This window comes from Neiella marina (assembly GCF_002165625.1).
Classification (GTDB): domain Bacteria; phylum Pseudomonadota; class Gammaproteobacteria; order Enterobacterales; family Neiellaceae; genus Neiella; species Neiella marina.
Map to the genome: position 1 here is coordinate 54,947 of NZ_NGNS01000022.1, position 26,068 is coordinate 81,014.

Here is a 26,068-nt window from a genome sequence, read left to right on the forward strand (position 1 = left end):
TTAGTTGCTACGGAACAAAACGCCGACGATGAAGCCGACGCAACCAGGCACCACGCCAGCTATTCCTGACTGCTATCAGGAGCAGATCGTGCTCAGCGAATTAGAGCGGCGCTTCTACCTGTACCTTATTGGCGGCGATTATGAGCGGTTGTTTTATTCATTTGTTGGCTCATCGGAAACCGATAGCAACGGCAATGATCAGCAGGAGTTGGTTCGTGTCCGACTCGATGTCGAAGTGAGTGAGTCGGAGCGGCGGCGAAATTTTCAGTCTTGGTGCCCCGATCCTCAATATCGCAAAATGCTTGATTGGATGCTTACCTCTCGCATCAATGCTCGACTGCAGAATAAAGGCGACTTACTCCAGGTTTGCCCAGAGGTAGTCGATGTGCTGCCGATCATTCGCGATATCGGCTGTGCCCAGGATTTCAACGATGAGCTAATTAATCACGTTGCCGAAGTCGAATGGCTGTCACGCAAGGTACGCGCATTTATCGACAATCCGCTCCACCAAGCCTTATTGGGTCTTTCATCATCGGCCAGCTTTGAACAGCATCTTGAAGAAATGGGTTACCCCATGTTCATTTGGTGTATTGCCAAAATGATCGGCGAAGAAATCAATGAGCATATTCACCCGTCATTAAAATTTACCCTGTCGAAAATCCGTTACTACGGTCGCATTGTTGGCGGCACGATCGTCTACTTGGCGCTCCAAGAGAGCTATGATGAGATCGACAAGTGGAAAACCTACCTGCTAGCAGGACTCAGTATTCTCCCTTTGGGTATTTTAATTTCTCTGGCCAGCTTTGAGATAAGAGAACTGATTAACCAACAGCAAAATGCCCTAGATGAACAAACGGAGACCGAATTTCGTCACCAAATTCTCAATCATTACAACTTACCGGGTGACAGCTTAAGGGCCTTGATCCAACAAGAGGAGCTGTTGAAACCGCACTTGTCTCATGCAATCCGCTTTAGCAACTTCGATCCGCTGAAGTTCATCACTCAAGGTAGCAATCAAGCCACCGGCAGGCCAAATTTGTTTGAGAAAGCTCGGGCCTATGCCTTTTATCGTCAGCTATATGGCACTGGACGAATGAAAGGCCACGAAACCCTGATATTGCTTAACAGTTTTGGTTTCTCCATGGATGTGTTACACCAGCTCAATCGAATGGATTTGGTGTCATTTACCAGCCATGTCGAACTCTATGCCAAGTACTTCGCCAGCAACAACTCATAAACAGCCAGCTAGTAAAACAAGCCACTAATCATCGCGTTATAGATATTTCTGCGCACATGTAAACTTTTAGGTTTACTTTTATCCAAAACCAACTATCATTTCGCTCAAAGTAAACTTTTGAGTATACATGCATCAGTAAATCATTGTGTTAGCCGCTCAGGAGTTCCACAAAAGTTTAAATAACAATATGAAATTGCTAGGAAACATCATGACAATTAAACTTTCTGCCGCCGTTTTGGCGACATCCTTCATTAGTTCGACAGCACTTGCTGGTATTGACGTTGTCCCTGAGCCCGCAACGGCCAACAATGAGCAGTCTTCATTTAAAATTGGCGTCGGTGCCGCCCATTCGTCCAAGGCTTATCTGGGCTATGATGAGCGTCAGTCAGTCATTCCGCTGATTGAATACAACAACCCTCATATCTATGTCGAAGGGTTCGAATTGGGATACAAAATTATCGAAGATCAACAAAATCGTTGGAGCGTGTTTATTGGTGCCAGCAGCGATGAGTTTGACGCCTCGAAGAGCCGAAAACTGCGAGCGTTTGATGATCGCGACATGAGCGCCATGCTAGGAACTCGCTATCGTCACGCCAACAGCTGGGGCGTCATTGATGCCAAAGTTGCGTTCGATGTGTCTGACAAAAGCGATGGCTCTATGGCGAGTGTGAGTTATGGCTACCCTGTTCAAGCCACCGACAACTGGATGATTATGCCTCGCGGTTTCGTCAAAATGATGGATAGCGATTATGCCAATTATTACTATGGTGTGAGCGAGGAGGAAGCCAGAACCATCGGCGCCACCGCTTATCAACCAGGCAGCGCTATCAAGTATGGTGTCGAGCTGATCAGCACCTATCAACTCAACCAAGATTGGCAAATTAATGCTGGAGCAAGGCTACAAATGCTCGATTCCGATCTGCGTGACAGCCCGATGGTCAGTGACGACAATGAAGCGACTATTTTTACCGGTGTCACTTATCGTTTTTGGTAAAGCCCAGAACAAATAAAGCTGCCAATATAGGCAGCTTTATTGTCATTCACCTTGCTCGTTAACGAGCGTTCGGTCGGCCCTTGCCTTGTCCTCGGCGTTGCGATTTAGCATGACCGGGATTCGAGCCGTTGTTGGCCTGATTATTACTCCCTTTACCACGCTTCACCTTAGTTTTGCCGCCTGAGTCATTTGCTTTGTTATCAGTCCGTTGACCATGTTGGCCTTGCTTGTGGTGCGGCTGATTGCTGCTGTGTTTAGTGGCAAATCGATTAGCACCGTGACGCCCTGACTTGCGGCGTTGTGCCGGTGTTTGTTCGTTGCGATCCTCGGCAGGCACTAAGCAGCTCGGTTTGTCGCCAATTAAATGCCTTTTACCCATTGCCACCAAGGCTTCTCGGATCAGCTTCCAGTTGGCCGGATCGTGATAGCGCAACAAGGCTTTATGCAAACGCCGCTGACGGTCACCTTTGGGCACTGCCACCTCTTCGCGCTTCTTGTACTTGACCCGCTTGAGCGGATTGGTCTCTGAGTAGTACATCGACGTGGCGTTACACATTGGCGACGGGTAGAAGTTCTGAACTTGGTCGCATTGGAAGTCATTCCTCTTCAACCACAACGCCAGATTCAGCATGTCCTCATCGGTGGTGCCGGGGTGAGCAGAAATAAAGTACGGGATCAGGTATTGCTTCTTACCTGCTTCGGCACTGTACTTCTCAAACATGGCCTTGAACTTGTCATAGGTACCCATACCCGGCTTCATCATCAGATCAAGCGGCGACTTTTCGGTATGTTCAGGCGCAATTTTTAGATAGCCACCGACATGATGAGTGACTAACTCCTTGACGTATTCAGGCGACTCAATGGCCAAGTCATAGCGTACGCCTGAGGCCACCATGACCTTTTTAACGCCATCTACTTTGCGCGCTTCGCGGTACAAGTCGATGGTGTGCTTGTGGTCGGTGTTGAGTTTCTTACAGATATCCGGGAACACACACGACGGTCGTCGACAGTTGATTTCCGCTTTTTCGTCCATGCATCCGAGCCGATACATGTTGGCAGTCGGGCCGCCCAAATCTGAAATTACGCCGGTAAAGCCTGGGACTTTGTCGCGAATGTCTTCGATTTCGCTCAAAATGGATTCTTTCGAGCGATTTTGAATAATTCGTCCTTCGTGTTCTGTAATCGAGCAGAACGAACAGCCACCAAAACAGCCACGCATGATGTTAATGGAGGTTTTAATCATGTCGTAAGCTGGAATCTTGGCTTTGCCGTATTTGGGATGTGGCACCCGCGCAAAAGGCAAGCCAAAGACATGGTCCATTTCTTCGGTCGTCAACGGGATTGGCGCTTGGTTGACCCACAGTTCACGGTCGCCATGACGCTGAATCAATGCTCGACCAGAGTATGGATTAGTCTCTAGGTGCAATACCCGGCTGGCGTGAGCGTATAAGATTCGGTCGTTATGCAGTTTTTCAAACGGCGGTAGTCGCACCGCTGTCGTTTCGGCATCGTGGCGCGATGGCCGCACCACAATCGGCTGCGGCTCAACTTGCTGCGGTTCACTCTGAGCCGAAGCTTTGCTGTCGCAGTCGGTTTGATATTCATAAGGGTTCGGCGCCACAAACGCTTTACCCGGTTTCTCGATCCGGCTCGAGTCGATCAATTTGTAGTTTGTTGGCGCTTCAGGCAGGACCACGGCAGTGCCGCGAATATTGGTCATGGCTTTGACGTCTTCACCCGCTGCGATGCGGTGAGCCACCTCGACCAAGGCGCGCTCAGCGTTACCAAACAACAAAATGTCGCCCTTGGCATCAAGCAGCACTGAGCGACGGACCTTATCGGACCAATAGTCATAATGGGCAACGCGACGCAAGCTCGCCTCAATACCACCGAGGACAATCGGCGTTTCTTTGTAGGCTTCGCGACAACGTTGGGAGTAGACCAAGACCGCTCTGTCAGGGCGCTTACCGCCTTCATTGTTCGGCGTGTAGGCGTCGTCATGGCGCAATTTGCGGTCGGCAGTATAGCGGTTGATCATCGAATCCATGTTGCCGGCGGTGATCCCAAAGAACAGATTAGGTTGGCCGAGCGCCATAAATGCATCTTTGCTATGCCAGTCGGGCTGATCGATGATACCGACTCGGAAGCCCTGCGCTTCAAGCAGGCGACCGACCACCGCCATGCCAAAACTGGGGTGGTCAACGTAAGCATCGCCAGTCACGATAATGATGTCACAACTATCCCAGCCCAACTCATCCATCTCAGCTCGGCTGGTCGGCAAAAATGGCGCCGTGCCATAGCACTCAGCCCAGTACTTGGGGTGCTCAAAGATAGGTGGAACTGTGATTTTATGCTGCATGTATCAATCGCCTCGTTGCAAGAGCGCGAATTATACACGCATCATTCAACAAGGTTAATCCCTACTGAAATACTCAGGTTTATTAACTTGATAGCATCAGCTCAATGCTTAACGCCAGTTGATTTCAAGCTCCAACGGCCCGGTCATACTGGCCATACCGCACATTTCATCATAGGGCGTTGACTGCTTGAGCATCACTTTGCCAAAGCTTTGGTCGGCAAACTGCTCTTTAATCTGACTAATCGAGTGGAAGGTTTTGGTTTGATTGCGTTGGTCTTTGAACACGCTGCGATTGTCAGCGCTGCCGGTGGCGACTAAATAACGGCCGCCCTCTATTGATTCAATAAACAGATCCATGTGCCTCTCCTGTCGGTTGGCGATGAGTTCTGGGTGTTAGATGTCAACTGAACTACGCAAACCTTCGAACGCAGTGGATGGCAAATCGATCAGTCACCAACTATGGTTGAGTTCTAAAATCGAACCTAGGAAGCAATAATGAAAGGAACGTTTCAAATTACTGGCTGGGATGAGTCTCCCTACGAAGAACATGCTGATGGCAGCAAGAAAACCCATGCAAAAATCACTCAGCAATACACCGGCGATTTACAGGGCACCGCCAGCGTGCAGTACTTGATGAGCTATCAATGATCTGAATCTCGAGTTCGCTCGGCTTGCAGGGCTTTTCTTCGCTTGTAAGCCGCCTTATTGCGATAGAGCATATGGTCGGCCAACTCTAAAGCTCGCTCCAAATCTTGTTCGGTACCACCATTAAAGACTTGATAGCCCATACACGATGACACATCCCAAGGCAGTGATGATCGCTGATTGCATTTTGCCATCGATTGTTCAAAGCGTTGCACCAAACTGCCAATATCTTGCGGGCCACAACGTTTGGCACAGACGACAAATTCATCGCCACCAATACGGCCGATGATATCCTCATTGCGAAAAGTCATACGCAGCGCTTCAGCCACCAACTGAATGGCACAATCCCCCTGATGATGACCCAGTTTATCATTGACCATTTTGAGGTCATTCATATCGGCATAGAACAAGGTGCAGCGATTAAGTACCCGATCAGTCACTGCGTATTGACGGACCAAATCAAAGAAGCCGCGGCGGTTATACAAGCCAGTTAACTCATCGGTCACCGAGCGCTTAGAAAGCAGCTCATTAACTTTCTCAAGTTCGGAATTGAGTTGCTGCAGGCGTTCATTAGCTAACTCAACTTCGCGCACGGCTGTGGCTTTTTCTTCAAAAAGTAGTGCCGCGTTGAGCGTTCGCGCCACTTGCCGACGAATATCTTCCATGTCTTCTAACCAGCCTTCACTGACATCAAAGATAATAAAACCAAAGTGTTGGTTATCGAACATCAACGGTTTTACCAATAGTGGTAGTGATCTGTTGACGTCCCAAAAGCTGGCAGGCAACAGCTCATGAGTGTTAAACACAATGGCGCTTTGCAATGGGCAATGTTGATGTTGGTGATAAGCAAAAACCAATCGCGACTGTTTCGGCACACGATTGCTATCAGTATCAGAGTGGAGAAAGCGGCCACCTTCATACAAAGCGACATAACAACTGACCACATCAAAATACGGTAACCCAGCCGCCAGTTGGGCAAACAACTCATTGACGTTGTAGCTTTGGGTCATTTCGTGCATTTTGTAATTGGAACCAGCAAAGCGGTGCAGTTGCACCTGACGCTCGCTCTGTTGCGGGGTACAACCACAGCTGCGGCGAAATACCGGCACGGTATTAAAGCAATAATCAGCCACTGGTTGTTGGTGTTTGATCCGGCCAATCAAATCTTCAATGGCTTTTGCCGCCATCTGCTCGAATGGTTGCTTCACGGTGCTTAGCGAGGGCGCAATCATGCTGGCATAGTGCGAATCGTCAAAGCCGGTAATCACCAATTGATTGACCAAATCCGGATGAACTCGATTGAGGTAGTCAATCGCAGCAATAGCCATTTCATCATTAGCAAATGCCACCGCATCGATTAACTGCCCTTGTGCTCGTATAGCAACGACTTCTGCCATCGCCTCAATACCCGATTGTGCGGTAAAGTCTCCAGGCATGGTGATAGCATTTTTCTCGATGCCATTGGCCGACATGACACGCCAAAACACGTTTAGGCGCTCTGCTGCTTCTTGGTTGAGCTCAGGCCCACCGACAAACACAAAATGCTGACATTGATGCTCATCAATCACATGTTGCAGCAGTTTGGTAAGCCCTTGCTCATCATTTAGCATGATGTTTGATGCATCAGCTAGCGGGCCGCCAATACTGGCAACCGGCAACTTGAAACGTTGGTTAAACCATTGGTTCATTGCCTCTGTCGACAAGAAACCAAACACCGAGCAGGAAGAAATGACCAACCCGTCGAGCAAGCACTCGTCAATAAAGTCAAAGATGAGGTTGTATTGATTATCGCGAAACAGCGGGCTATTGAGACAACGTCCCTCGTAGGCAACAAGGTCTACACCGGCAATTTGAGCTTGTTCAGCTATTGCTCGAAACAACAGTCGTTGGTGGCTACCAACCACTTCATTTGTCATGTAGCCAATGCGTAGTCGCGACATTTGCCTACGTCTCCTTCTCGGTCATAACACCTAGCCAAGACTGACTCAGGATAATGCCGAGGTTACAACCATTGTGGATCTCAGTAGATGCAGTAGCAAGGCAAGGCGGGTTTTATGGTGTCAGTCCATGATCCAGTACACATACGGCGTTCAATTCGTTATAAAACTGCCCGATGTGCGCCATAAATCAGCCGTTGTTTCAGCCCTCCAGCAGTATCTGCTGGCAGCAGCAGATAACTCACTGGCATTGCCGTCCAATCGTTGATGCGCCACGAAATGACACAAGAGGTGACACTTGATGCCACCAAATACTGCAACGACAGCTTTTTGTTGAACGCAGCCTGCGGCGCAATCATATTTTGACCGGTCGCCAACAAGGCAACCGACACGCCGCCCTGGTCGAATAGCTCAATCGAATCGATAACAATCGACTGGTATGGATCCGCATTGAAAAACGTCAGTTCAAGATGCAGGTTTTCATCCGTTGACGGCTTCACTTGACCAGCCATCACAATCACGGTGCGATGGAGGCCTGCCGAGGCGATACCAACACGAGAAGATGGCTCAGGGGCTTTGCGTTGCTGGAAGCGGATTTGATCGTCGATCGATTCCACTTTTTCCAACAGGTTCGACAGAAACCCACCACCAATAATGACCAGTAACAGCAAGGTCGAGAACATCAGCTGCAGCAATAGTTTTTGTTTTTTCACCGCTACCTCAGCTAGCACCCCGTCACCGGCCCAATGCATTTAGCTTAGCCGTGGGACCGGATGCTGGCAAAGCCACACTACTCTGGGCTGAAGCATTCCTGATAAGAGCTACAGTCAACGCAGTTTGGTGATTTGCAGACATAATCACCCGAGCGTTCACATAGGCAACGATAAAAAAATCGTTTCCAGCGCATGTTTTGATGATTCAGCGCCACCAATTGAGGAAAGAAAAAACTCAACAGTTGGCGCAATTGCTGGCGCGACACTAAGCCCAAGGATTTCCACAGGTGCGCTGGCGACAAGCTCGCGGTTGCGACAATTATCGCGACAGAGTCACTATAATCAACGTCAGGCGCAGTGTAGTCAGCTAATAAACAGACTAATTCTTCACGCTCGGACAACTGCATCGCCAACAATTCAGCCAGCACTTTGGCGCGCATTTTGATGTGATTATCACCGCCCTGCTGCCAATGCTTTTCGGCCCTCAGCAATGATTCATCAGCTAGCCCAAGCAACAGTTCATGATACGCCTCATGGCTTAATCCCAGCCCATAAGGCAAGTTAGCTCGGCCTTCAAGCTGGGCCAGAATGACCCCTATCAATAGCTGATTGGCGTCCAGTTGGCTAAGTTCCGAGACTGCCGACGTGCCATTGTTGGCCAATGAACCGGCATTATCGGTACGGGCAGACACGCTAACAAACATGGCCTTCTCCCGAGGCCGGCCGGGCATCACCTTGGGCCTTGCTGACTCGTTGTTCCAATAAGGAAATGGCAATGACATTGCGCTCAGTGGGCAAACCAGTCAGTGAACCGGGCGGATTCAGTGCACGATGGTTGGCATCGACAATCGCAGTCTCGATGGGGCAAATGCTGGCGCATTGCGGATCAGCATGATGACCGACACACTCGTTACAGCGGTGGGCGGCAATGGCATAACCATTAGAGCCGCTAACAATCGCCTTTTGTGGGCAAACCAGCTTACAAGCATTGCAGCCAATGCAGGCATTAGTGATCGAAAAAGCCATTACATTGCCTCCTTGATATCCGATGTTGATTGCGGGCTCAACGAGCCGCTGTCAATCAATTGTGCTTGCAATTGCTCCAAACCATCTTCAATACCAAATAGCGCGTATTCTGTTGATGGCGTCACGCCATGCTGTTCGAGCGCCTGCCATGGGGTGATGCCAATCCGAGAACACAGCACATGTTTAATGCCAGACAAAGCCTGGAGATTGGCGTCCATCCGGCTTTCAGCGACATCACAATCATCGCCAACGCAGTACTTGCTGACTTGTCGTGGTTCGCGTTGTTCGATGCCATCGGCAGTGATCCGATACACCGCAAATGATTCGGCGTAGCCAAAGTGTTGATCGATCAGCACCCCTGACTTGCTTGCTACGGCAACCAGCACCGAGCTTTCCTCGTCGCTCTGTGTTGGCGGTGATTGTGTTGCTGCCAATTCATTCAAATCAATATCTTGTCCTAAATGACCCACCGCATCGGCGCGACATTGTTGACAGTGACTCATCTGTGCCATGTTGGTGCCAGCCGCTTGGCGGGCGGCACTGACTTCGTCTTCGGTTGGTTGACGCTGGCCAGTTAGGCCAAAATAAGTGCCGTGAGCAGGGTCAGAAATGAGTGGCATGATGTTGTGCAGCAAAGCGCCGTAGCTCTTTAACTCTTGTGATAAGGCTTCGATATGGTGGTCATTAATGCCTGGGATCAGCACCGTATTGACCTTCACCAACATACCGGCCGCGACAGCAGCTTGCAGCCCGGCTAACTGGCGATCTATCAAGGTTTGTGCGCCCTGACGACCGCGAAGTCGTTTGTGGTTATAAAAAACCCATGGGTATATCTTCTCGCCAATGGCGGCATCAATACAGTTAATAGTGATGGTCAAATGACTAACACCAGCCGACTTGAGTGGCTCTACCTGCTCTAGTAACGCCAAGCCGTTGGTTGAAACACAAAGATGCACATCGGGCTCGGTGCGAGCGACGGTTTTAAGTGTTGCTAGGGTTGCAGCAGGGTTGGCGAGCGGATCACCCGGTCCGGCAATACCGACGACATTGGTCTGCGGGATCCGCGCTTTGACTTTGCTGAAGCGATCGGCCCCCTGAGCAGGTGACAACAATTTTGATACCACACCTGGGCGAGATTCATTGCTGCAGTCAAATTTACGGTTGCAGTAATTACATTGGATATTGCAAGCAGGAGCAACAGGCAGGTGAATTCGGGCATACTTATGCCCCTCCGGCGAATAGCACGGATGAGTGGTGACTTTATTGACCACATCCGCCGACAACTTAGGATCGTCCAATTGTAATCCCAGCGCGGCACTATCGTTGGTTTGGCTACCACAGCCATTGCCTGCTTGCGTATGCCCGGTTGGCGTACAGCTGGTATGCGTTTGCTCCATAATCTGGCTCCCAAAGTCACAGCCTGTTGTTTCGGCATCTGACAACTTCATCTGAGAACGACTACTGCAAACTACATTCCAAACCAAAAATTCAACTATTTCATTGAGTTAAAAATATCAGCAAATACATTCGCAACCATTTGTTCCACAACTTGTGACAAAGCCGACATAGTGTCGGCGCCGACCATAGCGCGGCCGTAACGACACACTAATCGTGGAAATCCCAAGCTTTCACCGCACTGAGGTAATGCTCCATGCCATGATCTTCAACACCATCGATACCCTTTTCAGTCACGGCATTGACCGCGCCATCAAAGGCATCGAGAAATCGAAACCAAAAACCCGGCTCTCGATGGATCTCTTTTTCTTCCGAAATGTAGAGGTAGCAACCGACATGGCTGTAGCCCATTGAGCGGGTGGGCACCCGAGTCACCATGTCATTGTTGTTGTGGAATCGGAACATTCTGGCACCGCATTCAATATTGAATAGCCGCGAGGTATTTCGCGTCATTGCCCGAGGCTGACCAAACGTGTAGAGGCTGGTAAATGGTTCATCACGATGAACAAACATGGCTGCAATCACAGTCGCCATCGCCCCACCTAAACTATGACCACACAAAAACACCGGCAGTTTGGCTTTGCCAGCAGCTTTACGTGCTTGTTGAAGCTGTTCAATTCGTTGCTCAATGGGATGCCATACATCCTCAACCGAGCGCCAAAAACCCCGATGAAAGCGGCCAAACAACTGCTCCGTTGGAAAAGCATCAATATTGTCGAGCCAATCGCGCTTTTCATCAGTGCCTCGGCAAGCCACACACAAGTAATCGCGGTGTTCAATCAGCGCAGCCTGAGCACTGTTTTGATCAACCCCAAGTACCGCGACAAAACCATCATCCTCTTGTTGCAGCTGTTGCAAAATCGCCGCCTCATCGGGCTTGGCGTCATCATCTGAAACCTTGAGATAAACAAGCTGAGACAACCTTGCCATCCAATAGGCATTACCAGCATTGAGTTTGGAGATGTAGGGCGAAACCTGAGGCATGAGCTTGTCCTTTTACATAGCTTAGCTATTTAGGATAGATGCAAAACTCGGAGTCGCGAATGCTTGATTCACCCTGTGCTACATCACGCCGCGAATATGCTGTTTAACTTGCGAGGCATAGAAATTCGCCAGCCACTCGTGCAGCTCCGAACTCAATGCAGGCAACGCCGAAACGGCAGCATTTTCTTGCACCTGCTCGACCCGGCTAGCACCCGTGATCACGGTACTCACCGCAGGCTGATCAAGCAGCCAACGCAACGCCATTTGCGCTAGCGACATGCCTTGCGGCAATTGAGTTTTAAGTACTTCGGCTAGATCGATAGCCTGCTCAAACGGAATACCAGAGAAGGTTTCACCAACGCTAAAGAAAGCACCGTCTTTGTTGTAGTTTCTGTGGTCGGTTTCGGCAAACTGTTGTTGCTTGGTCATCTTGCCAGACAGCACGCCACTGGCTAGCGGCAGCCTGACGATAATGCCAACTTGATGTTGCAACGCCAGCGGGAACAATTCGGTAATGTGGTCTTGGCGGAAGACATTAAAAATGGTTTGGATCGATGTCAGCTTTGGATGGGTGACGGCAAACAGGGCTTCATCCATGGTTTCAACACTAACACCAAAATGCTTGATTAAGCCTTGTTGCTGAAAGTCTTCCATCCATGCCAGCATGTCGCCGTCTTTTAGCACTTCGGTTGGCACACAATGCAATTGAATTAAGTCCAAGGCTTCAACATTTAAGCGTTGCAAGGAACCTTGAATGTTGGCTTTAACCTTATCTTTGCTGTAGCCATTTGGAAACAAGGCGCCATCTCTGCCTACCTTGGTAGCGATAATTGGTTGTGTCATTGAAGCCGAACAGAAATCGCCAATTCGCGTCTCACTTAAGCCGCCGCCATAAACATCAGCAGTATCCCAAAAATTAATCTGTTGCTGTTCGGCGGCTTTGAGAACAGCTTCTGCACGGGCGTCATCTACTGGGCCAAAATCATTGCCTAACTGCCAGCAACCCAAACCAATTTCAGAAACTTCTAAGCCACTTTTTCCCAATACTCTTTTGTTCATCCTGTTCACCCAAAGCGTAGTTCTTTCAACAATAAGATTGTATTCGCCACAACAAACAAGATAATTAGCTAAACAATTAACCCATTGTTAAGCTAAATAAACCCAATTAGTTCTGGAGCAATCAATGCTCGATAGTCGACTCATCGCTTTTCTGACTGTGACTCGGTTCGGCAGCTTTACCAAAGCCGCGGATCACCTTGGCCTATCGAAAGCGCGCGTATCACAGCAGCTCACATCGTTGGAGCAACAACTTGGAGTGACGTTGCTTCACCGTTCAACGCGTCGATTAATACTCACCGATGCGGGGAAGGCCTATCATCAAGAAAGTGCTCGCGCGGCGACAATACTGGAGCAAGCCAAGCAGCGGCTCGATGACGATCAAGCCAATATTGCCGGTACCGTTCGCATCAACTCTGTCGGAGGTATCTTCGCTGAGCGCAGCCTAACGCCAGCCCTTTGTGAGTTCATCAAACAGTACCCGTCAGTTGAACTCGAGTTGGATTTTTCCAGTAACCGGGTTGACCTATTGGCCGAGAACTACGATTTGGTATTTCGCATGGGCAAACTAGAAGATTCCAATCTCATCGCTCGCCAACTACTCACCGTTCGTAATCATATAGTCGCCAGCCCGACCTATTTCAATCGTTGTGGCAAACCTGACAAACCAGATCAGCTTATTGATTATCAATGCCTTTGTGGTTCGGTTAAAAAGTGGCGTTTTGAGCATTGCAACTCAACGGAGTCTATCGACGTCACCGTCAATGGCGCCATTAGTTCGGCAAATGGCCATGTATTAAGAGCCGCAGCACTCGAGGGGCTTGGCATTGTCCGATTAAATCACTGGTACCTGGACGACGATTTAGCGCAAGGCAAGTTGCAGCCAGTGTTTGATGATTGGTTGGTGCCATCTCAACCGCTATCTCTGGTGTATCGACAGGTCAAATACCAAACTCAGCGGGTCCGTTTGTTGGCTGATTTCTTGGTCGCTTACTTCGACAAACAGTAGCGAACTTGGCCGATAAAAAAGGCGGCTCAAAGGCCGCCTAACGATGTTTTCAAACTGACTTTACAACTGGCGCATTCGAATGTTCATGGTTTGGATCCGGTAGGCAATTTGCCTTGGTGTCATGTTCAGCAATCGCGCCGCTTTCGCTTGCACCCAACCGGCTTGCTCCAGCGCAGCAATCACCCGTTCGCGATCATTGAGATTGGGATCTTCGAGATCGGTCTGGGGGGTGGCACCGCGAGTGGTTAACAAGTCACCGCCAAATTCATCAAGCAATATCAAATCTTGATCAATCTCGCCGCTTTCACTCATGATCGAAGCACGTTCGAGCATGTTCTCTAACTGACGTACATTGCCCGGCCATTCGTAGTTCATCATTTTTCGAATGGCACCATCGGTCACCGTCAGCTTGCGTTTTTGATGGTTACCGATCTTTTCCAGTAGGAAGCTGGTCAGCTCTGGCACATCTTCGACTCGTTCACGCAGTGGTGCCGGGTAAATCGGCATCACATTCAGGCGATAGTACAAATCTTCGCGGAACCGCTCTTGGCGTACTTCTTCCTCCAAGTTGCGGTTAGTGGCAGCAATGATTCGGACATCAACGTTCAGAGTTTGAGTGCCGCCGACTCGCTCGAACTCCCCCTCTTGCAATACCCGCAACAACTTGGCCTGAAACGCCGCAGAGATTTCACCGACTTCATCGAGAAACAAAGTGCCACCATCGGCTACTTCAAAGCGGCCTTTGCGCTGTTTCATGGCGCCGGTAAACGCGCCCTTTTCATGGCCAAACAGCTCAGATTCCAACAAGTTGTCAGGTAATGCAGCACAGTTGAGTTTAACGAATGGCCCCGTTGCCCTCGGCGAGTTGTAGTGAATGGCATTGGCAATCAATTCTTTACCAGTACCTGATTCACCACGGACTAGTACCGTGCTATCCCATTTCGATACCAAACGGATTTGTTCAAACACCCGTCGCATCGCCTGCGAATGGCCAACCATGTTATCCAGGCTGTAATTGTTGCGGACCTTACGCCGCAAGCGGTCGCGCTCTTGCTGCAAGTTGTCCTGTTTGGCTTCAACACCTTTGGCTAACTCGACGTTACGAGCAACCAAATTAGCTGTCATTTCCATAAAACGAGTGAAATCAGCCAACAAGTGAGTGTCCGAGCTTTCCGGCTGCGCCGCCAATACGCCCAAAACGCCTGATTTGCCCTTGCTCACAGGTACAGCAATAAAGGGTTTGTCGAGCTCATACAAAGCCAGTTTGTCGGCAAAGCGAACATCATTGGAGACTTTACTTAGTACCACAGGTTGGCCATGGCGCATCACAGTGCCGAGCACGCCTTCGCCATTGCGATAACGAATATTGTTGGTTTGCGACGACTCGACATTGCCCGGCGCATGCAGGTTGTCGATCACCAATGACTCTTTTTCATCATCGAGTAAGGTCAGCATGGCGTGGCGCAGTTTGGCCTTGTCATGCAACACTTTGAGGACACTGGTCATGGTTTGCTGATAATCAAGGCTATCGCCCAGCACGCTGCTGACTTCGTACAATGCCGCGAGATGAATTTCTGCCAGCGAACTTTGAGAGGCTGTCATAGGACTCATAATCGACCTCCAAAACTACTTTCCGAATGACGGTTGGGTAGTACTACTCGCACTCGACAGCCACCCAACTCTGCCGAGTGAATATCAACGGTACCGCTGTGCTCGTTGATCACCTGTTGCACAATACTCAAGCCGATGCCACGGCAACCACCCGATGTTGCTGGTTTGGTACTGACAAACGGTTGGAAGATACGTAACTTGCGGGCTTTATCCACACCTGGGCCGGTGTCATCAAAGGTCACCACCACTTCGTCATGATCAACGAAGGTGGAAATCAAAATTTGCCGGTTGGCTGATTTGGCATAATCAATGGCATCAATGGCATTGTCGAGTAGCTGTTTGAGCGCCACCCGCAACCGAGATGGCTGTCCATTGATTGATGGCAAGGTGGCGGTTAGTGACAGCTGCAACGGGATTGAGCGACCAAGTAAGCGCTCAGTTGCCATTGCCGAAATGTCGTGAATCAACTGGTTAACATTGACTGGTTGCAAGGCCTCTTGCGGCCGTTCGGGCAAGGCATTTTTTAACTCTTCGACAGAATTAGCACCAGTGCGCAGCGCCTCTTCCATGGCGTCGATGCCGGGACATTGCTTAGTGGTTTGACACATCATGTTGACGGCCGCTTCAATCATATTGATTGGCCCTTGCATCTGATGAATCGCCGCGTGCAAGGTCTCTTGCATGGCGTGCAGCATCTCCGACTCTGCGGTTGAGCGTTGCAGCTCGCTGATCCGCTGCTGCTCAATATGGCGTTTTTCGCGGGTGTACTCAGTGATCGCTAAGATCAAATGCTGTTGAGCTTTGGGCTGAAAATAGCCATCGACGTCGCTGTCATTGACCGCAATGGCTGACAACCGACAACTAAACCAACGCTGATCTTGTTGGCGTTTCATATCAACGCTAACGCTATGGCCTTCGGCATAGTTGGCCGACATTAACTTGCGAATAGCATCGGTACCGAGCTGTTGCTTGAGGCGGGTAAGCACTTCATAAGCCGGCTCGTTATCAAAATCGGCCGCTAAGGCTTTGTAGGCCAAATTGTCGAGCACTACTTTATTCTCATCATCAAGCAAAGCAATGGCGACAGGAGCGGCGTTGAGTACGGCTTCAACCACAGTGTTTTGATTGTTCAACCGAGTTGAAATGGCGTGCGACTCGGTGACATCGCGGTGCATTCCCATAAAGTGAGTAATGTTACCGGCGTCGTCGCGTATTGGTGAAATCGTCACATCAGCGAGGTAGCGTTCACCGGTTTTGCGTCGGTTGATTAAGCGCCCCTGCCAACAATTGCCTTCGGTAATGGTATTCCACAGCGATTGATAGATTTGACTCGGAGTCGTGCGGTAACTCAGCATCGAGTGATTACAACCAATCACTTCATCGGTTTGATAACCGGTAATGCGACTAAAACCTTCATTGACGTAAACAATCTTGGCCTGAAGATCAGTGATAGATATTGCCATTGGCGCTTGTTCAACAATCTGCACCATTTGCTGAAGCGAGGAGGCAGAGTCAATTTGGCTTAGTTCAAATTGCGCTCCAAGCGTTGGCGGCTCGAGAATAGATTTGGTCATGATGGTCCTCGGCAAGTCAAAAGTTACCGCATCATTGCCAGCGCAGTTGTCAGCTAATCGCTCGGCAGATGATGCACATCGGTTAATGGACTAAGGTCTGTTGACCTTTGCTCTGCTGCAAACCCCATTCCCACTTCAATCACCAGTAACCACGGGGGCTGATAAAGCGGACATTGTTTGATTTGTAACAAACTAGCACAAAGTAATTGGCTCGATTGTCACAAATCGCCCGCGGAACAATTCTCATTTACCTAGCTATCAACGCTAAACGCGCACCACAAAAGGGATTTAGTGGGTTGTTGATTCAAATTGGTGAGCTGGTATGGCACCTGCAATGAGCATCAGCATGATCGTTTTGTATGGGATCACACCATGTCTGAACATTTGCTTTTGCTGATCAGTACCGCACTGGTTAACAACGTTGTATTAGCCAAGTTCCTCGGCCTTTGTCCGTTTATGGGCGTTTCTGGCAAGATTGACAGTGCCATAGGGATGGGCTTTGCCACCACTTTTGTGTTGTGTCTCACCGCTATTGCCTCGTGGATGGTCGAGCACTTCATTCTTGCCCCGCTCGACCTGCAAATCATGCGCATTTTGGCATTCATTCTGGTGATTGCTGCAGTGGTTCAGTTTACTGAGCTGGTGATTCAAAAAATCAGTCCGCCACTTTATCAAGCGCTGGGGATTTTCCTGCCTTTGATCACCACCAACTGCGCCGTACTTGGTGTAGCCATTTTGGTGGTGCAACAACAGATGACACTGTTTCAAACCCTTTTTTATGCCTTTGGTTCAGCGTTGGGCTTTAGCTTGGTGATCGTATTGTTTGCTGGCTTAAGACAACGATTGAAACTGGCTAACGTGCCTGAGTCACTGGCCGGAATACCCATTGCGTTCATTACCGCTGGCTTACTGTCGATGGCCTTCATGGGCTTTGCTGGCATGGTCGGTTCAGCCTAAGGAGCACAACGAAAATGATGACATTAATTTCCATCGTCGCATTGGCCGCCATCGGCGGTTTACTGGGAGGCTTGCTAGGTTGGGCGTCAAAAGCACTGAAAGTCGAAGGCGATCCTCGTGTTGATGAACTCGAAGGCATGCTGCCGGGCGGTCAGTGTGGCCAATGTGGTGAGCCGGGTTGTCGGCAAGCTGCCGAAGCCATGGTCGCGGGTAAACTGGGGCCTGATTGTTGCCCGCCGGGTGGTCGCTCACTGGCTCAGAGTATTTCTTCTCTGCTGGGCGTGGCATTAACAGAAGGCGGCGAAGACATCCCGGTGGTTGCCCGTATCGACGAGTCATTATGTTCAGGTTGTACCCGCTGCTTTAAGGCCTGTCCGTTCGACGCCATCGTCGGTGCCAACCGCCAAATGCACACTGTAATTCGTCATGTTTGCACCGGCTGCCGACTGTGCGAGAAAGCCTGCCCACAAGGCTGTTTGTCGATGGATCCGGTAGCACCAGAGCTTCATACCTGGCAATGGCCAAAACCAAAGGTGGCCTGATGAAACGTCATCTGATCAACAGTCGCTTAATGAACCAACATCGAAAGCCATTGCGCTTGGTATTTTCCACAGGCTCGATGATCGAGCCGGGAGTTGCATCATGCTTGCTCTAAAACGTAAGCCGTTTCATGGTGGCATTCACCCAACGGGCCACAAAGAGCTAACGGCCAACGAAGCCACTATTAACAGCGATGAACCACAGCGAGTCTATCTCAGCTTGCAACAACGCAATGGCGTGGTGTTGCGCAGCCATGTCAATGTCGGCGATGCCATCGTCAAAGGCCAACTGATTGCGACCGGCCCCAACGATATGTGCGTGCCGCTGCATGCGCCCATCAATGGTGTGGTCGACGCCATCGGGCCGCATGTATCGGCGCATCCATCTGGGCTAAAAGTGAACACCTTGGTGATCCGAGGTAACGGCGATCCCAATTGGGGGATCCCCCATGTGCCCTGTGATACCAGCAAATTATCTGCTGAGGAAATCATCCAGCGGGTACTAGACGCTGGCATTGTAGGCCTTGGCGGCGCTGGTTTTCCGAGCGGAATGAAACTGCGATTTGCGCGCCAAAAACAGGTTCATACCCTGTTACTCAATGGTGGCGAATGTGAGCCCTACCTAACCTGCGATGACCGACTGATGCGCGAACGCGCGGCTGAAGTTGCCGCTGGCGCCGCCTTGATGGTACGGGCTATTGGTTGCAGCCAAGGCATTATCGCCATTGAAGACAACAAGCCGGCCAGTATCGATGCCATGCGCTCTGCGGTATCTGATCGGCCTCAGCTTTCAGTGCAAGTAGTGCCTAGCCTTTACCCCATGGGCTCCGAGCGCCACTTGATCAAAGCGGTCACCAACCAGACGGTCGCTCCAGGTCAGCTCAGTACTGAAATCGGTATTTTGGTTCATAACGTTGCCACCGCTCAGGCTGTGTATGAAGCAGTGCGTTATCAGCGACCATTAATTCGGCGCATTATGACCGTCTCTGGTGGCGCGCTGGAGCAACCGGCCAACATTAATGTTGCGATGGGGACGCTGGTATCTGAAGTAATTGCCAAATGCGGTGGTTTAAAAATGGAAGCGGGCCGACTCATTGCTGGCGGGCCGATGATGGGACAAGTCCTGCCCTCGCCGTTTGTGCCGATTGATAAAAGCATTGGCGGCATTCTGGCACTGAGCAAAGACGAGATCCGAGCCGAGCAAAGCCACGATTGTGTGCGCTGTGGCCGTTGCGTTAATGCCTGCCCGATGAGCTTGATGCCGTTTCAAATGGCAGCTCACAGTCGCATCTCTGATCTTGATGGCGCCCGCCATTTTGGTCTTGACCACTGTTTGCTGTGCGGTGCGTGCTCGTATGTTTGCCCATCGCGAATTCCACTGGTGCAGTACTTCCAGCATGCCCGCAGCTCGCTCAATGCAGCAAGAACGATGGAGCGCAAGTCGGCGCAGGCGCGCCAATTGACCGAAGCGCGACAAGCCCGTTTGCACCGCGAAGCAGAAGCCAAGAAAGCAGCCAAAGCTGCCAAGGCGGCCCGCAAACCGCGTAAGCGCACCGCTCGCACCAGCACTCGCACGCAACGCAATACCAGCAACAGCACAGCGAGCACTGACACATCCAGCAACAACACATCTAGCAGTTAAGCGGAGGCAGATCATGGTTCAGTTTACGCCGGTTGCCGGCCCTCACACCCACGGTGGCACCTCGACCACCGATCTGATGTATTTAGTGATCGCCGCCTTACTGCCAGCGAGCTTGTTTGGTGTCTATCTGTTTGGCATTAATGCCCTCATCGTACTGCTGACCTGTTGCTGCGGCGCCATGGTGTTTGAGTACCTTGGCTTAAAACTGCTTGGCCGTTCTAGCCACTGCGCGATGGACGGGTCAGCACTGCTCACCGGACTGCTGCTGGGCTTGAGCTTACCGCCCTCAACACCTTGGTGGATTGCCTTAAGCGGCGTGTTCTTTGCCATTATCGTCGGTAAGACAGTGTTCGGTGGCTTGGGTCAAAACCCATTCAATCCCGCCATGCTCGGGCGGGTGATGCTATTAATTTGCTTTCCTGTCGAGCTAACCAACTGGCAGCACCCGACCCCGCCAACCATGACCGATGGCGGCTTAGCAATGAACAATCATTGGTTAAACAGCAACATTGATGGCTCCAGCGCCGCCACACCTCTGAGCCAGTTAGCAGGTGACGTCAGTCAATCATTACCGTCTTTCTCCGAGCTGAGCTTGGGCCAGCATGCCGGTAGCTTAGGCGAAACCAGCGCCTTGCTGATTTTACTCGGTGGCTTGTTCCTGCTGTGGCGCGGCATCATCCATTGGCGCATACCGGTTGCTTTACTGCTTGGTTTAGCCATTCCAGCGGCAATCAGTCACCTCATTGCGCCAGAGAGCTTTGGCTCAGCTACCAGCCATGTTCTTAGCGGTGGTGCCATGCTGGCAGCATTCTTTATTGCCACCGATATGGTCACCTCACCCACCAGTGCCAAAGGCCAATTATTGTTTGGCGCCGGTTGTGGCCTGCTGATCTGGCTGATCCGTAGCTTTGGTAGTTATCCCGAAGGGGTGGCATTTGCCGTGTTGATCATGAATGCCACAACGCCTGTGATTGACCACTACCTGCGGCCGACGGTCTTCGGTCAAGCCAAACGCTTTCCGCTGTAGGAGATTCGTATGCTTCCTTGTATTCAAAAACAACTCGACCGGATCCGCGATAACACCAGTTATCAGGCGTCATCATTGGCAGCGGCCACAGCCATTGCTACCGGCTTGTTGCTGTTAGTCAGCCAACTGACTGCGCCGGCCATTGCCATGCGCCAACGAGAAGATCAGCAGATGGCATTGGCACTGGTGATGCCAAGTGAACGCTACAGCAACAATATTCTCGCCACCGCTAAGTCGTTTCGCTTGGACGGCCGCACCTATCAACTATTCACCGCATTTGATAACGGCGTATCAGCCGGTTACGTGGTAGAAACCGAGGCTGACGGCTACGCCGGCCCAATCAAATTGATGATTGGCTTGGATGAGCGCTTGCAAATCATTGGCGTGCGAGTGTTAAGCCATGCTGAAACGCCGGGCTTAGGTGACAAGATTGAGGTGTCGAAACACCAATGGATCACCAGTTTTGATGGCTTATCGTTAGCCAACACTGGCGATGACAAATGGCAGGTAAAAAAAGACGGCGGCCAATTTGACCAATTCAGTGGCGCCACCATTACCCCGCGAGCGGTTGTTCGTCAGGTACACCAAACCCTGCGCGATATGGAAGCAGTAGCCAAACAACAAGCCACCGAGCAATTATCAGCCGTCGAACAAGGAGCATCATCATGACCGACTATCGCTCAATATTTGCCGAAGGCCTGTGGCGCAACAATGTGGTGCTGAGCCAATGCTTGGCATTGTGTCCTTTGCTCGCGGTCACTTCCTCAGCAACGAATGGCTTGGGGCTTGGTTTAGCAACGCTTGCCGTGATGGTATGCGCCAACTTACTGGCTTCAGTTTTTCAGCCAGCAATTAGCCGTGCGGTTCGCATCCCGATTAACATTTTAATGATTGCGACCTTGGTGACGTTAACTGATTTATTGCTCAATGCTTGGATGCACTCGTTGCATAAAGTACTGGGTTTGTTCATTCCATTGATTGTCACCAACTGTGCCATTCTGGGCCGAGTTGAATCGTTCGCCAGCAAGCAAGCACCAGTGCCAGCGATTGCCGATGGTGTGGCGATGGGGCTAGGTTTTACTTGGGTACTGGTGGTGCTTGGCGGTTTTCGCGAGGTACTGGGCAGCGGCACTTTGTTTGCCGATGCCAGCTTGCTGCTGGGCTCAAGTTTTGAATTTCTCGAACTCACCATTATTCCGGACTACCGCGGCTTGCTGTTGATGATTCTGCCGCCGGGCGGATTTTTGGTACTGGGCTTTATGCTGATGGCTCAGCGTTTATTGCAAACCTGGTTACAAAGCCGTCAGCTGCGGATACAAGGAGAGCAATCATGCGCGTGAGTATTGCCTATGCCGAACCTGAGCAACAATTGTGGATGGAGTTGGAAGTACCAGATGGCGCCACAGCGATGACGGCGATCAATCAGTCGGGCATTCTGGAGCTTTGCCCGCACATTCAAATTGAGCAACAGAAAGTCGGCGTGTTCGGTAAGTTGGTCACTCTTGACGCCGCACTAGTTGAAGGCGACCGGGTGGAAATCTATCGGCCAACGACTTGGGTGGCCGATGACGACGATGATGAGGACGATGATTAATCACAAGCGCTGGCTAGCAATCCACCACTCAACTCACTGCGGATTGCTGGCCGAGGATTACTTCAGAATCAACCAAAGCGCATGAATCACACCAGGAATAAAGCCCAGAATACATAGCACTATATTGATTATTAAATGTTTGCCCACGCCATCTTGCAAAAACACCGCAACAGGTGGCAGCAAGATCGCCAAGATCACTAACAACACTTTATTCATCTCATACTCCCTTTGTTTCCCAAAAAAATCGTTAGCCTCTCGGATTATAGTTGCTCTGCCGTCGTCAGTAGTAATTGGTTAGTAGGAATTGGTTAGTTGTTTTTGTTCAGCAAGTTAGCCAAACAAGGTATTGATTGTCGGATTTACAACAATGCCGTCAAGGCACCGTAATGACGACAAAACCACAACCCACATAAGACATAAAAATCAATAGGTTAATAAAAAATCGATATGGCAAAGCAATTGCAAACTCCCTTGTATCTCAATTTTCATGAAACCGAACTAACCAGCAGGGAAATTGACGACACCTCACCCCCGTCGTCAACCATCCCACACAAGGAGTAGCAACCATGGCCGCAATTGGAATTTTTTTCGGGACCGATACCGGAACCACGCGCAAAATTGCCAAAATGATGCACAAAGCATTAGGTGATGACCTCGCTGATAAACCACTGAATATTAACCGCATCGATGCCGACACATTAATGGGTTATGACTTTCTGATCTTAGGCACCCCAACATTGGGTGAAGGCCAGCTGCCGGGGCTGTCTTCTGAGTGTCAGGCTGAAAGCTGGGAAGAATTTATGCCCAACTTTGATGACATGGACTTGGCCAACAAAAAAGTTGCTTTGTACGGCCTAGGCGATCAGGTCAATTATCCTGACGAGTTTGTTGATGGTCTTGGCGAACTTTACGATGCCGTTGCCGAATGCGGCGCCGAAATGGTCGGAAGCTGGCCAGCAGAGGGCTACACCTTTAATTCATCACAAGCATTAGACGAAGATGAGTTTGTTGGCTTGGTGCTAGACAATGACAACCAGAGCGACCAACACACGGCGCGTATTGAAGCTTGGTTGACTGACGTTAAAGCAGCATTTGGCGTTTAACCCAGACGCAGATTGCAACAACTTCCCCTTTCTATTGCTCAACTGCGGTACCAATGGCCGTCGTTGAGCTTTTTTATGCCTTTGCCACATGAGGGGGTCATATGGATTCAACTCATGGATTGGTATAAAAATTCTGGTTAATATGCCAAGCAACCATAGCAGCCGTTGTTATCGAATTTCCATGAAAAGAATCTTTGGTACCTTTTACACATTGCGTACTGTTGCATTGCTTAGTGCCACATTGCTTACCCTTGCAAGTACGCAAGTATTTGCTTGCCAAACCAATGCTGAATTGCTGCCTCGTAAAGAAGCAATGATGAAAGCCATCTCGTTATCGGATTATGTTTTTGTGGGGTCGGTAACCCGACTTTACCGCCTACCCGACCACTACGAAGGCGTCAAAGGCGCCGTCATCAACTTGCAAGAATCGTTTCGCGGCGATGTCCCTGTGTTTGTCGATGCCAGCTTCACCGGCTACTGCGGCATCAGCCCGTCGGACAAAAAAGATCCTGACGGTTACTGGCCTGCCGAACTTAATGAAAACTATGTGTTTGCCGGAAATATGATTGACGGCGAGCTGATGATCATTGCCGTGGGCGAGGAGTACGACGCCACCGCCTTTGCCAGCGAAGTAACCTTGCAAGACGCCATGGCGAAAATCGCCGCGGAAAAAGAACAAAAGCGCAAGAAGAAAGAAGACGACAAGATCGAGATCCCAGAGCATTTAAAAATCGACCACTTGGCCGAATTTGAAGATGAATAGGATTTGTCGCAAACCACTTAAATGTCATAGCTAATCGACATAGCCCCATCAAGTGGGCTTTTAACGCCAGATTTGTGTTGGCCAACAACGTGGGTGTAAATCTGCGTTGTTTTGATATCCGAATGCCCCATTAACTCCTGAATCGTTCTCAGATCGCTACCACTTTGCAATAAGTGGGTAGCAAAGCAATGCCGAAAGGTATGGCAACTAGCCAGCTCATTTACCCCCAACTTGCGAATAACCCGTTTCACCGCTCTTTGTAGCCCCTTCTCGTGACGGTGATGACGCTTAATCTGACCATCGCGAGGATCTTTAGCCAGTTTGATCGATGGAAACAAATACTGATAGTGTGCACTGCGAGCCGCAGCAGGATACTTTCGGGCGAGCTGGTACGGCAGCGAAGTTTGGCCGAATCCCAAAGCAATGTCTGCTTGATGGAGCTGCGTAACATACTGGATCTGTTGGTTCAGAGCAGCCACTACATTCTGCGGCAATAAGGTCACTCGGTCTTTATTGCCTTTACCATTGCGGACACTGATCGTTTGCTTGGCAACATCAATGTCACCAATCCGCAGACGGTGACATTCTCCGACTCGAAGCCCACTACCGTACATGAGTGCGACCATTAGCTTATGATGGCCCTGCAACTCATTTAGAATTGCAGCAACTTCTTCCTTACGCAGTACCACCGGTAGCTTTTTCTTGGGAGCACTTCGTACCGAATTGATATGTTCCAATGGCCGATTAAGAACATGCCGATACAAGAAGCAAATGGCATTGAACGCTATGTCTTGGGTGGCTGGCGAGACATGGCATCGCACCGCTAAATCAGATAAAAAACGCTCGACGTCACGCTCAAACAACTCACTAGGATGCTTCAAATTATGAAAAAACAGATAACGCCGAATCCAATGCCAATAGGTTTTCTCTGTCTTTAGCGCGTAGTGCCTTACCTTGATAGCCTCATGAAATCTGGCTTGAATCGATTTGGAACGCTGAGTTTCCACATTGCACCTCCGTGTGCCGCAACGACACTGTATAAATAAACAGTATAGATACAATTCCAACAAGATCGAGGTCAATTTGAGCTGGGTCGCTGATTTTTAGCTACCAACAAGATATATTGAACCACACGAAGGGAATCAATCGGTTAGAGCATTCTGCTTAAGCCAAGCCTAAAGGACATAGGCGAACACTCTCCGAAAACATCCCCATTATCAAAATAGGTATACAGTCCCCCCTATCTGGATAGTACGGACTCGGTATACCTACTAAGCGTTATGTTGCTATGAAAGTATTCAGTATTTTATTTGTATTATTAGCTACGAAAGCGATGGCTGGAGTGCACAACTGCCCACAATACATAGCTCCAGAAGAGGCTCGGGTTAAATGCTTTGAAAAGACGGGGCATGTTTGTCACTTTTCTCTACCAGCAGAATTGGATGGCGAGGCTCTAAATTTTGTTGCGGTCTATGGTAAGAAAGGGCTTCCGACTGATGAGTTAAACTTCTACTTTACACCCACTGTGCATATTGAAAATGGAGAGGCAAAAGGTGTTTTCTCCGCTAAAGGCAAATGGGATTTCATCAAACTTGAAGCTAATTACAGCGATGAATTTTGTGGGCCGCACTTTACTCAAGAACTAAATCTTTTTAGGTAACGCAACATAACAAACAAAGTCAGTGGGACTTTTACTCGTTGCCTTCGGCAAAAACACTCGCAAAAGCCCCTGCTTTGAGGCGCTGGGGGATCCCCTCATAATTCTGGCATCCCTGTTTGGTGAATTTGCTTGATGTAGTGCCCGATAGCCCACCGTATATCTGCGCTGCTGATAGGGTAATCT

Annotated in this window: 27 protein-coding genes; 14 read left to right on the top strand and 13 right to left on the bottom strand. The window is 50.0% G+C overall.

Annotated features, from left to right (window positions below; translation table 11 throughout):
- Positions 1–28: 28 nt before the first annotated feature.
- Together CBE68_RS15115 and CBE68_RS15120 are read left to right on the top strand one after the other, a co-directional pair.
- The gene (locus CBE68_RS15115) at positions 29–1,237 is read left to right on the top strand and encodes a hypothetical protein (protein WP_087506935.1); all 1,209 of its coding nucleotides are present in this window, start codon (positions 29–31) and stop codon (positions 1,235–1,237) included.
- 208 nt (positions 1,238–1,445) lie between these two features.
- Positions 1,446–2,231 (top strand): MipA/OmpV family protein, encoded by a 786-nt coding sequence (locus CBE68_RS15120; RefSeq protein WP_158100630.1) that lies wholly within the window; start codon positions 1,446–1,448, stop codon positions 2,229–2,231.
- Between the two features lie 58 nt (positions 2,232–2,289).
- Here CBE68_RS15120 and CBE68_RS15125 read toward each other — a convergent pair whose 3' ends face one another.
- Positions 2,290–4,590 (bottom strand): YgiQ family radical SAM protein, encoded by a 2,301-nt coding sequence (locus CBE68_RS15125; protein WP_087506937.1) that lies wholly within the window; start codon positions 4,588–4,590, stop codon positions 2,290–2,292.
- 108 nt (positions 4,591–4,698) lie between these two features.
- Positions 4,699–4,971, bottom strand: coding sequence for a DUF6482 family protein (locus CBE68_RS15130; protein ID WP_268234478.1), 273 nt, complete (start codon positions 4,969–4,971; stop codon positions 4,699–4,701).
- A gap of 114 nt (positions 4,972–5,085) precedes the next feature.
- Here CBE68_RS15130 and CBE68_RS15135 point away from each other — a divergent pair, with 114 nt between their 5' ends.
- The gene (locus CBE68_RS15135; RefSeq protein ID WP_087506939.1) at positions 5,086–5,238 is read left to right on the top strand and encodes a DUF3224 domain-containing protein; all 153 of its coding nucleotides are present in this window, start codon (positions 5,086–5,088) and stop codon (positions 5,236–5,238) included.
- On the opposite strand, the gene CBE68_RS15140 is transcribed toward CBE68_RS15135, so the two are convergent.
- The 7 genes from CBE68_RS15140 to CBE68_RS15170 all read right to left on the bottom strand — a co-directional run bounded on the left by CBE68_RS15140 (position 5,232) and on the right by CBE68_RS15170 (position 12,409).
- Positions 5,232–7,175, bottom strand: coding sequence for a GGDEF domain-containing protein (locus CBE68_RS15140; RefSeq protein WP_087506940.1), 1,944 nt, complete (start codon positions 7,173–7,175; stop codon positions 5,232–5,234). The two genes, CBE68_RS15135 and CBE68_RS15140, sit on opposite strands and share 7 nt — an antisense overlap.
- A gap of 158 nt (positions 7,176–7,333) precedes the next feature.
- Positions 7,334–7,924, bottom strand: a complete 591-nt coding sequence (locus CBE68_RS15145) for a hypothetical protein (RefSeq protein ID WP_087506941.1) — start codon at positions 7,922–7,924, stop codon at positions 7,334–7,336.
- 38 nt (positions 7,925–7,962) lie between these two features.
- A complete protein-coding gene (locus CBE68_RS15150) occupies positions 7,963–8,589 on the bottom strand; it encodes a nitrogen fixation protein NifQ (protein WP_087506942.1) in 627 nt (208 codons plus the stop codon).
- Positions 8,579–8,911, bottom strand: a complete 333-nt coding sequence (locus CBE68_RS15155; protein ID WP_087506943.1) for a 4Fe-4S binding protein — start codon at positions 8,909–8,911, stop codon at positions 8,579–8,581. Before CBE68_RS15155 ends, CBE68_RS15150 begins: the two co-directional genes overlap by 11 nt.
- Positions 8,911–10,308, bottom strand: coding sequence for a nitrogenase cofactor biosynthesis protein NifB (gene nifB / locus CBE68_RS15160; RefSeq protein WP_143824586.1), 1,398 nt, complete (start codon positions 10,306–10,308; stop codon positions 8,911–8,913). The genes CBE68_RS15155 and nifB overlap by 1 nt, the downstream gene beginning before the upstream one ends.
- A 208-nt stretch (positions 10,309–10,516) precedes the next feature.
- Entirely contained in the window at positions 10,517–11,350 is an 834-nt protein-coding gene (locus tag CBE68_RS15165; protein WP_087506945.1) for a lipase family protein, read from the bottom strand.
- A 78-nt stretch (positions 11,351–11,428) separates the two neighbouring features.
- The gene (locus CBE68_RS15170) at positions 11,429–12,409 is read right to left on the bottom strand and encodes an aldo/keto reductase (protein WP_087506946.1); all 981 of its coding nucleotides are present in this window, start codon (positions 12,407–12,409) and stop codon (positions 11,429–11,431) included.
- Between the two features lie 124 nt (positions 12,410–12,533).
- Between CBE68_RS15170 and CBE68_RS15175 the strand changes: the two genes are divergently transcribed.
- Positions 12,534–13,415: a LysR family transcriptional regulator gene (locus CBE68_RS15175; RefSeq protein ID WP_087506947.1), complete on the top strand. Its 882-nt coding sequence runs from the start codon at positions 12,534–12,536 to the stop codon at positions 13,413–13,415.
- 60 nt (positions 13,416–13,475) lie between these two features.
- Here the strand turns inward: CBE68_RS15175 and nifA are convergent, their stop codons facing one another.
- Both nifA and nifL read right to left on the bottom strand, forming a co-directional pair.
- Positions 13,476–15,026, bottom strand: coding sequence for a nif-specific transcriptional activator NifA (nifA, locus tag CBE68_RS15180; RefSeq protein WP_087506948.1), 1,551 nt, complete (start codon positions 15,024–15,026; stop codon positions 13,476–13,478).
- Positions 15,023–16,600 (bottom strand): nitrogen fixation negative regulator NifL, encoded by a 1,578-nt coding sequence (gene nifL, locus CBE68_RS15185; RefSeq protein ID WP_087506949.1) that lies wholly within the window; start codon positions 16,598–16,600, stop codon positions 15,023–15,025. The genes nifA and nifL overlap by 4 nt, the downstream gene beginning before the upstream one ends.
- A 372-nt stretch (positions 16,601–16,972) precedes the next feature.
- On the opposite strand from nifL, the gene rsxA reads away from it, so the two are divergent.
- The 7 genes from rsxA to CBE68_RS15220 all read left to right on the top strand — a co-directional run bounded on the left by rsxA (position 16,973) and on the right by CBE68_RS15220 (position 22,359).
- Complete coding sequence (gene rsxA / locus CBE68_RS15190) at positions 16,973–17,557, top strand: electron transport complex subunit RsxA (protein ID WP_087506961.1); 585 nt, start codon at positions 16,973–16,975, stop codon at positions 17,555–17,557.
- A 14-nt stretch (positions 17,558–17,571) separates the two neighbouring features.
- Entirely contained in the window at positions 17,572–18,099 is a 528-nt protein-coding gene (locus tag CBE68_RS15195) for an RnfABCDGE type electron transport complex subunit B (protein ID WP_224745733.1), read from the top strand.
- Positions 18,100–18,199: 100 nt separating this feature from the next.
- Positions 18,200–19,738, top strand: coding sequence for an electron transport complex subunit RsxC (gene rsxC, locus CBE68_RS15200; protein WP_087506950.1), 1,539 nt, complete (start codon positions 18,200–18,202; stop codon positions 19,736–19,738).
- Positions 19,739–19,751: 13 nt separating this feature from the next.
- Positions 19,752–20,765: an RnfABCDGE type electron transport complex subunit D gene (locus tag CBE68_RS15205; protein WP_087506951.1), complete on the top strand. Its 1,014-nt coding sequence runs from the start codon at positions 19,752–19,754 to the stop codon at positions 20,763–20,765.
- 9 nt (positions 20,766–20,774) lie between these two features.
- Entirely contained in the window at positions 20,775–21,434 is a 660-nt protein-coding gene (rsxG, locus tag CBE68_RS15210; RefSeq protein WP_087506952.1) for an electron transport complex subunit RsxG, read from the top strand.
- The gene (locus tag CBE68_RS15215; protein WP_087506953.1) at positions 21,431–22,105 is read left to right on the top strand and encodes an electron transport complex subunit E; all 675 of its coding nucleotides are present in this window, start codon (positions 21,431–21,433) and stop codon (positions 22,103–22,105) included. Before rsxG ends, CBE68_RS15215 begins: the two co-directional genes overlap by 4 nt.
- The gene (locus CBE68_RS15220) at positions 22,096–22,359 is read left to right on the top strand and encodes an RnfH family protein (RefSeq protein WP_087506954.1); all 264 of its coding nucleotides are present in this window, start codon (positions 22,096–22,098) and stop codon (positions 22,357–22,359) included. Before CBE68_RS15215 ends, CBE68_RS15220 begins: the two co-directional genes overlap by 10 nt.
- Positions 22,360–22,416: 57 nt before the next feature.
- Here the strand turns inward: CBE68_RS15220 and CBE68_RS15225 are convergent, their stop codons facing one another.
- Positions 22,417–22,575: a YqaE/Pmp3 family membrane protein gene (locus tag CBE68_RS15225; RefSeq protein ID WP_087506955.1), complete on the bottom strand. Its 159-nt coding sequence runs from the start codon at positions 22,573–22,575 to the stop codon at positions 22,417–22,419.
- A 350-nt stretch (positions 22,576–22,925) separates the two neighbouring features.
- Between CBE68_RS15225 and CBE68_RS15230 the strand changes: the two genes are divergently transcribed.
- On the top strand, positions 22,926–23,462 hold the full coding sequence (locus tag CBE68_RS15230) for a flavodoxin (protein ID WP_087506956.1): 537 nt from the start codon (positions 22,926–22,928) through the stop codon (positions 23,460–23,462).
- A 181-nt stretch (positions 23,463–23,643) separates the two neighbouring features.
- Positions 23,644–24,225, top strand: coding sequence for a hypothetical protein (locus tag CBE68_RS15235; RefSeq protein WP_087506957.1), 582 nt, complete (start codon positions 23,644–23,646; stop codon positions 24,223–24,225).
- A gap of 17 nt (positions 24,226–24,242) precedes the next feature.
- On the opposite strand, the gene CBE68_RS15240 is transcribed toward CBE68_RS15235, so the two are convergent.
- On the bottom strand, positions 24,243–25,232 hold the full coding sequence (locus CBE68_RS15240; RefSeq protein WP_229744702.1) for an integron integrase: 990 nt from the start codon (positions 25,230–25,232) through the stop codon (positions 24,243–24,245).
- Positions 25,233–25,513: 281 nt separating this feature from the next.
- Here CBE68_RS15240 and CBE68_RS15245 point away from each other — a divergent pair, with 281 nt between their 5' ends.
- Positions 25,514–25,885, top strand: coding sequence for a hypothetical protein (locus CBE68_RS15245; RefSeq protein WP_087506958.1), 372 nt, complete (start codon positions 25,514–25,516; stop codon positions 25,883–25,885).
- Positions 25,886–26,068: the final 183 nt, after the last annotated feature.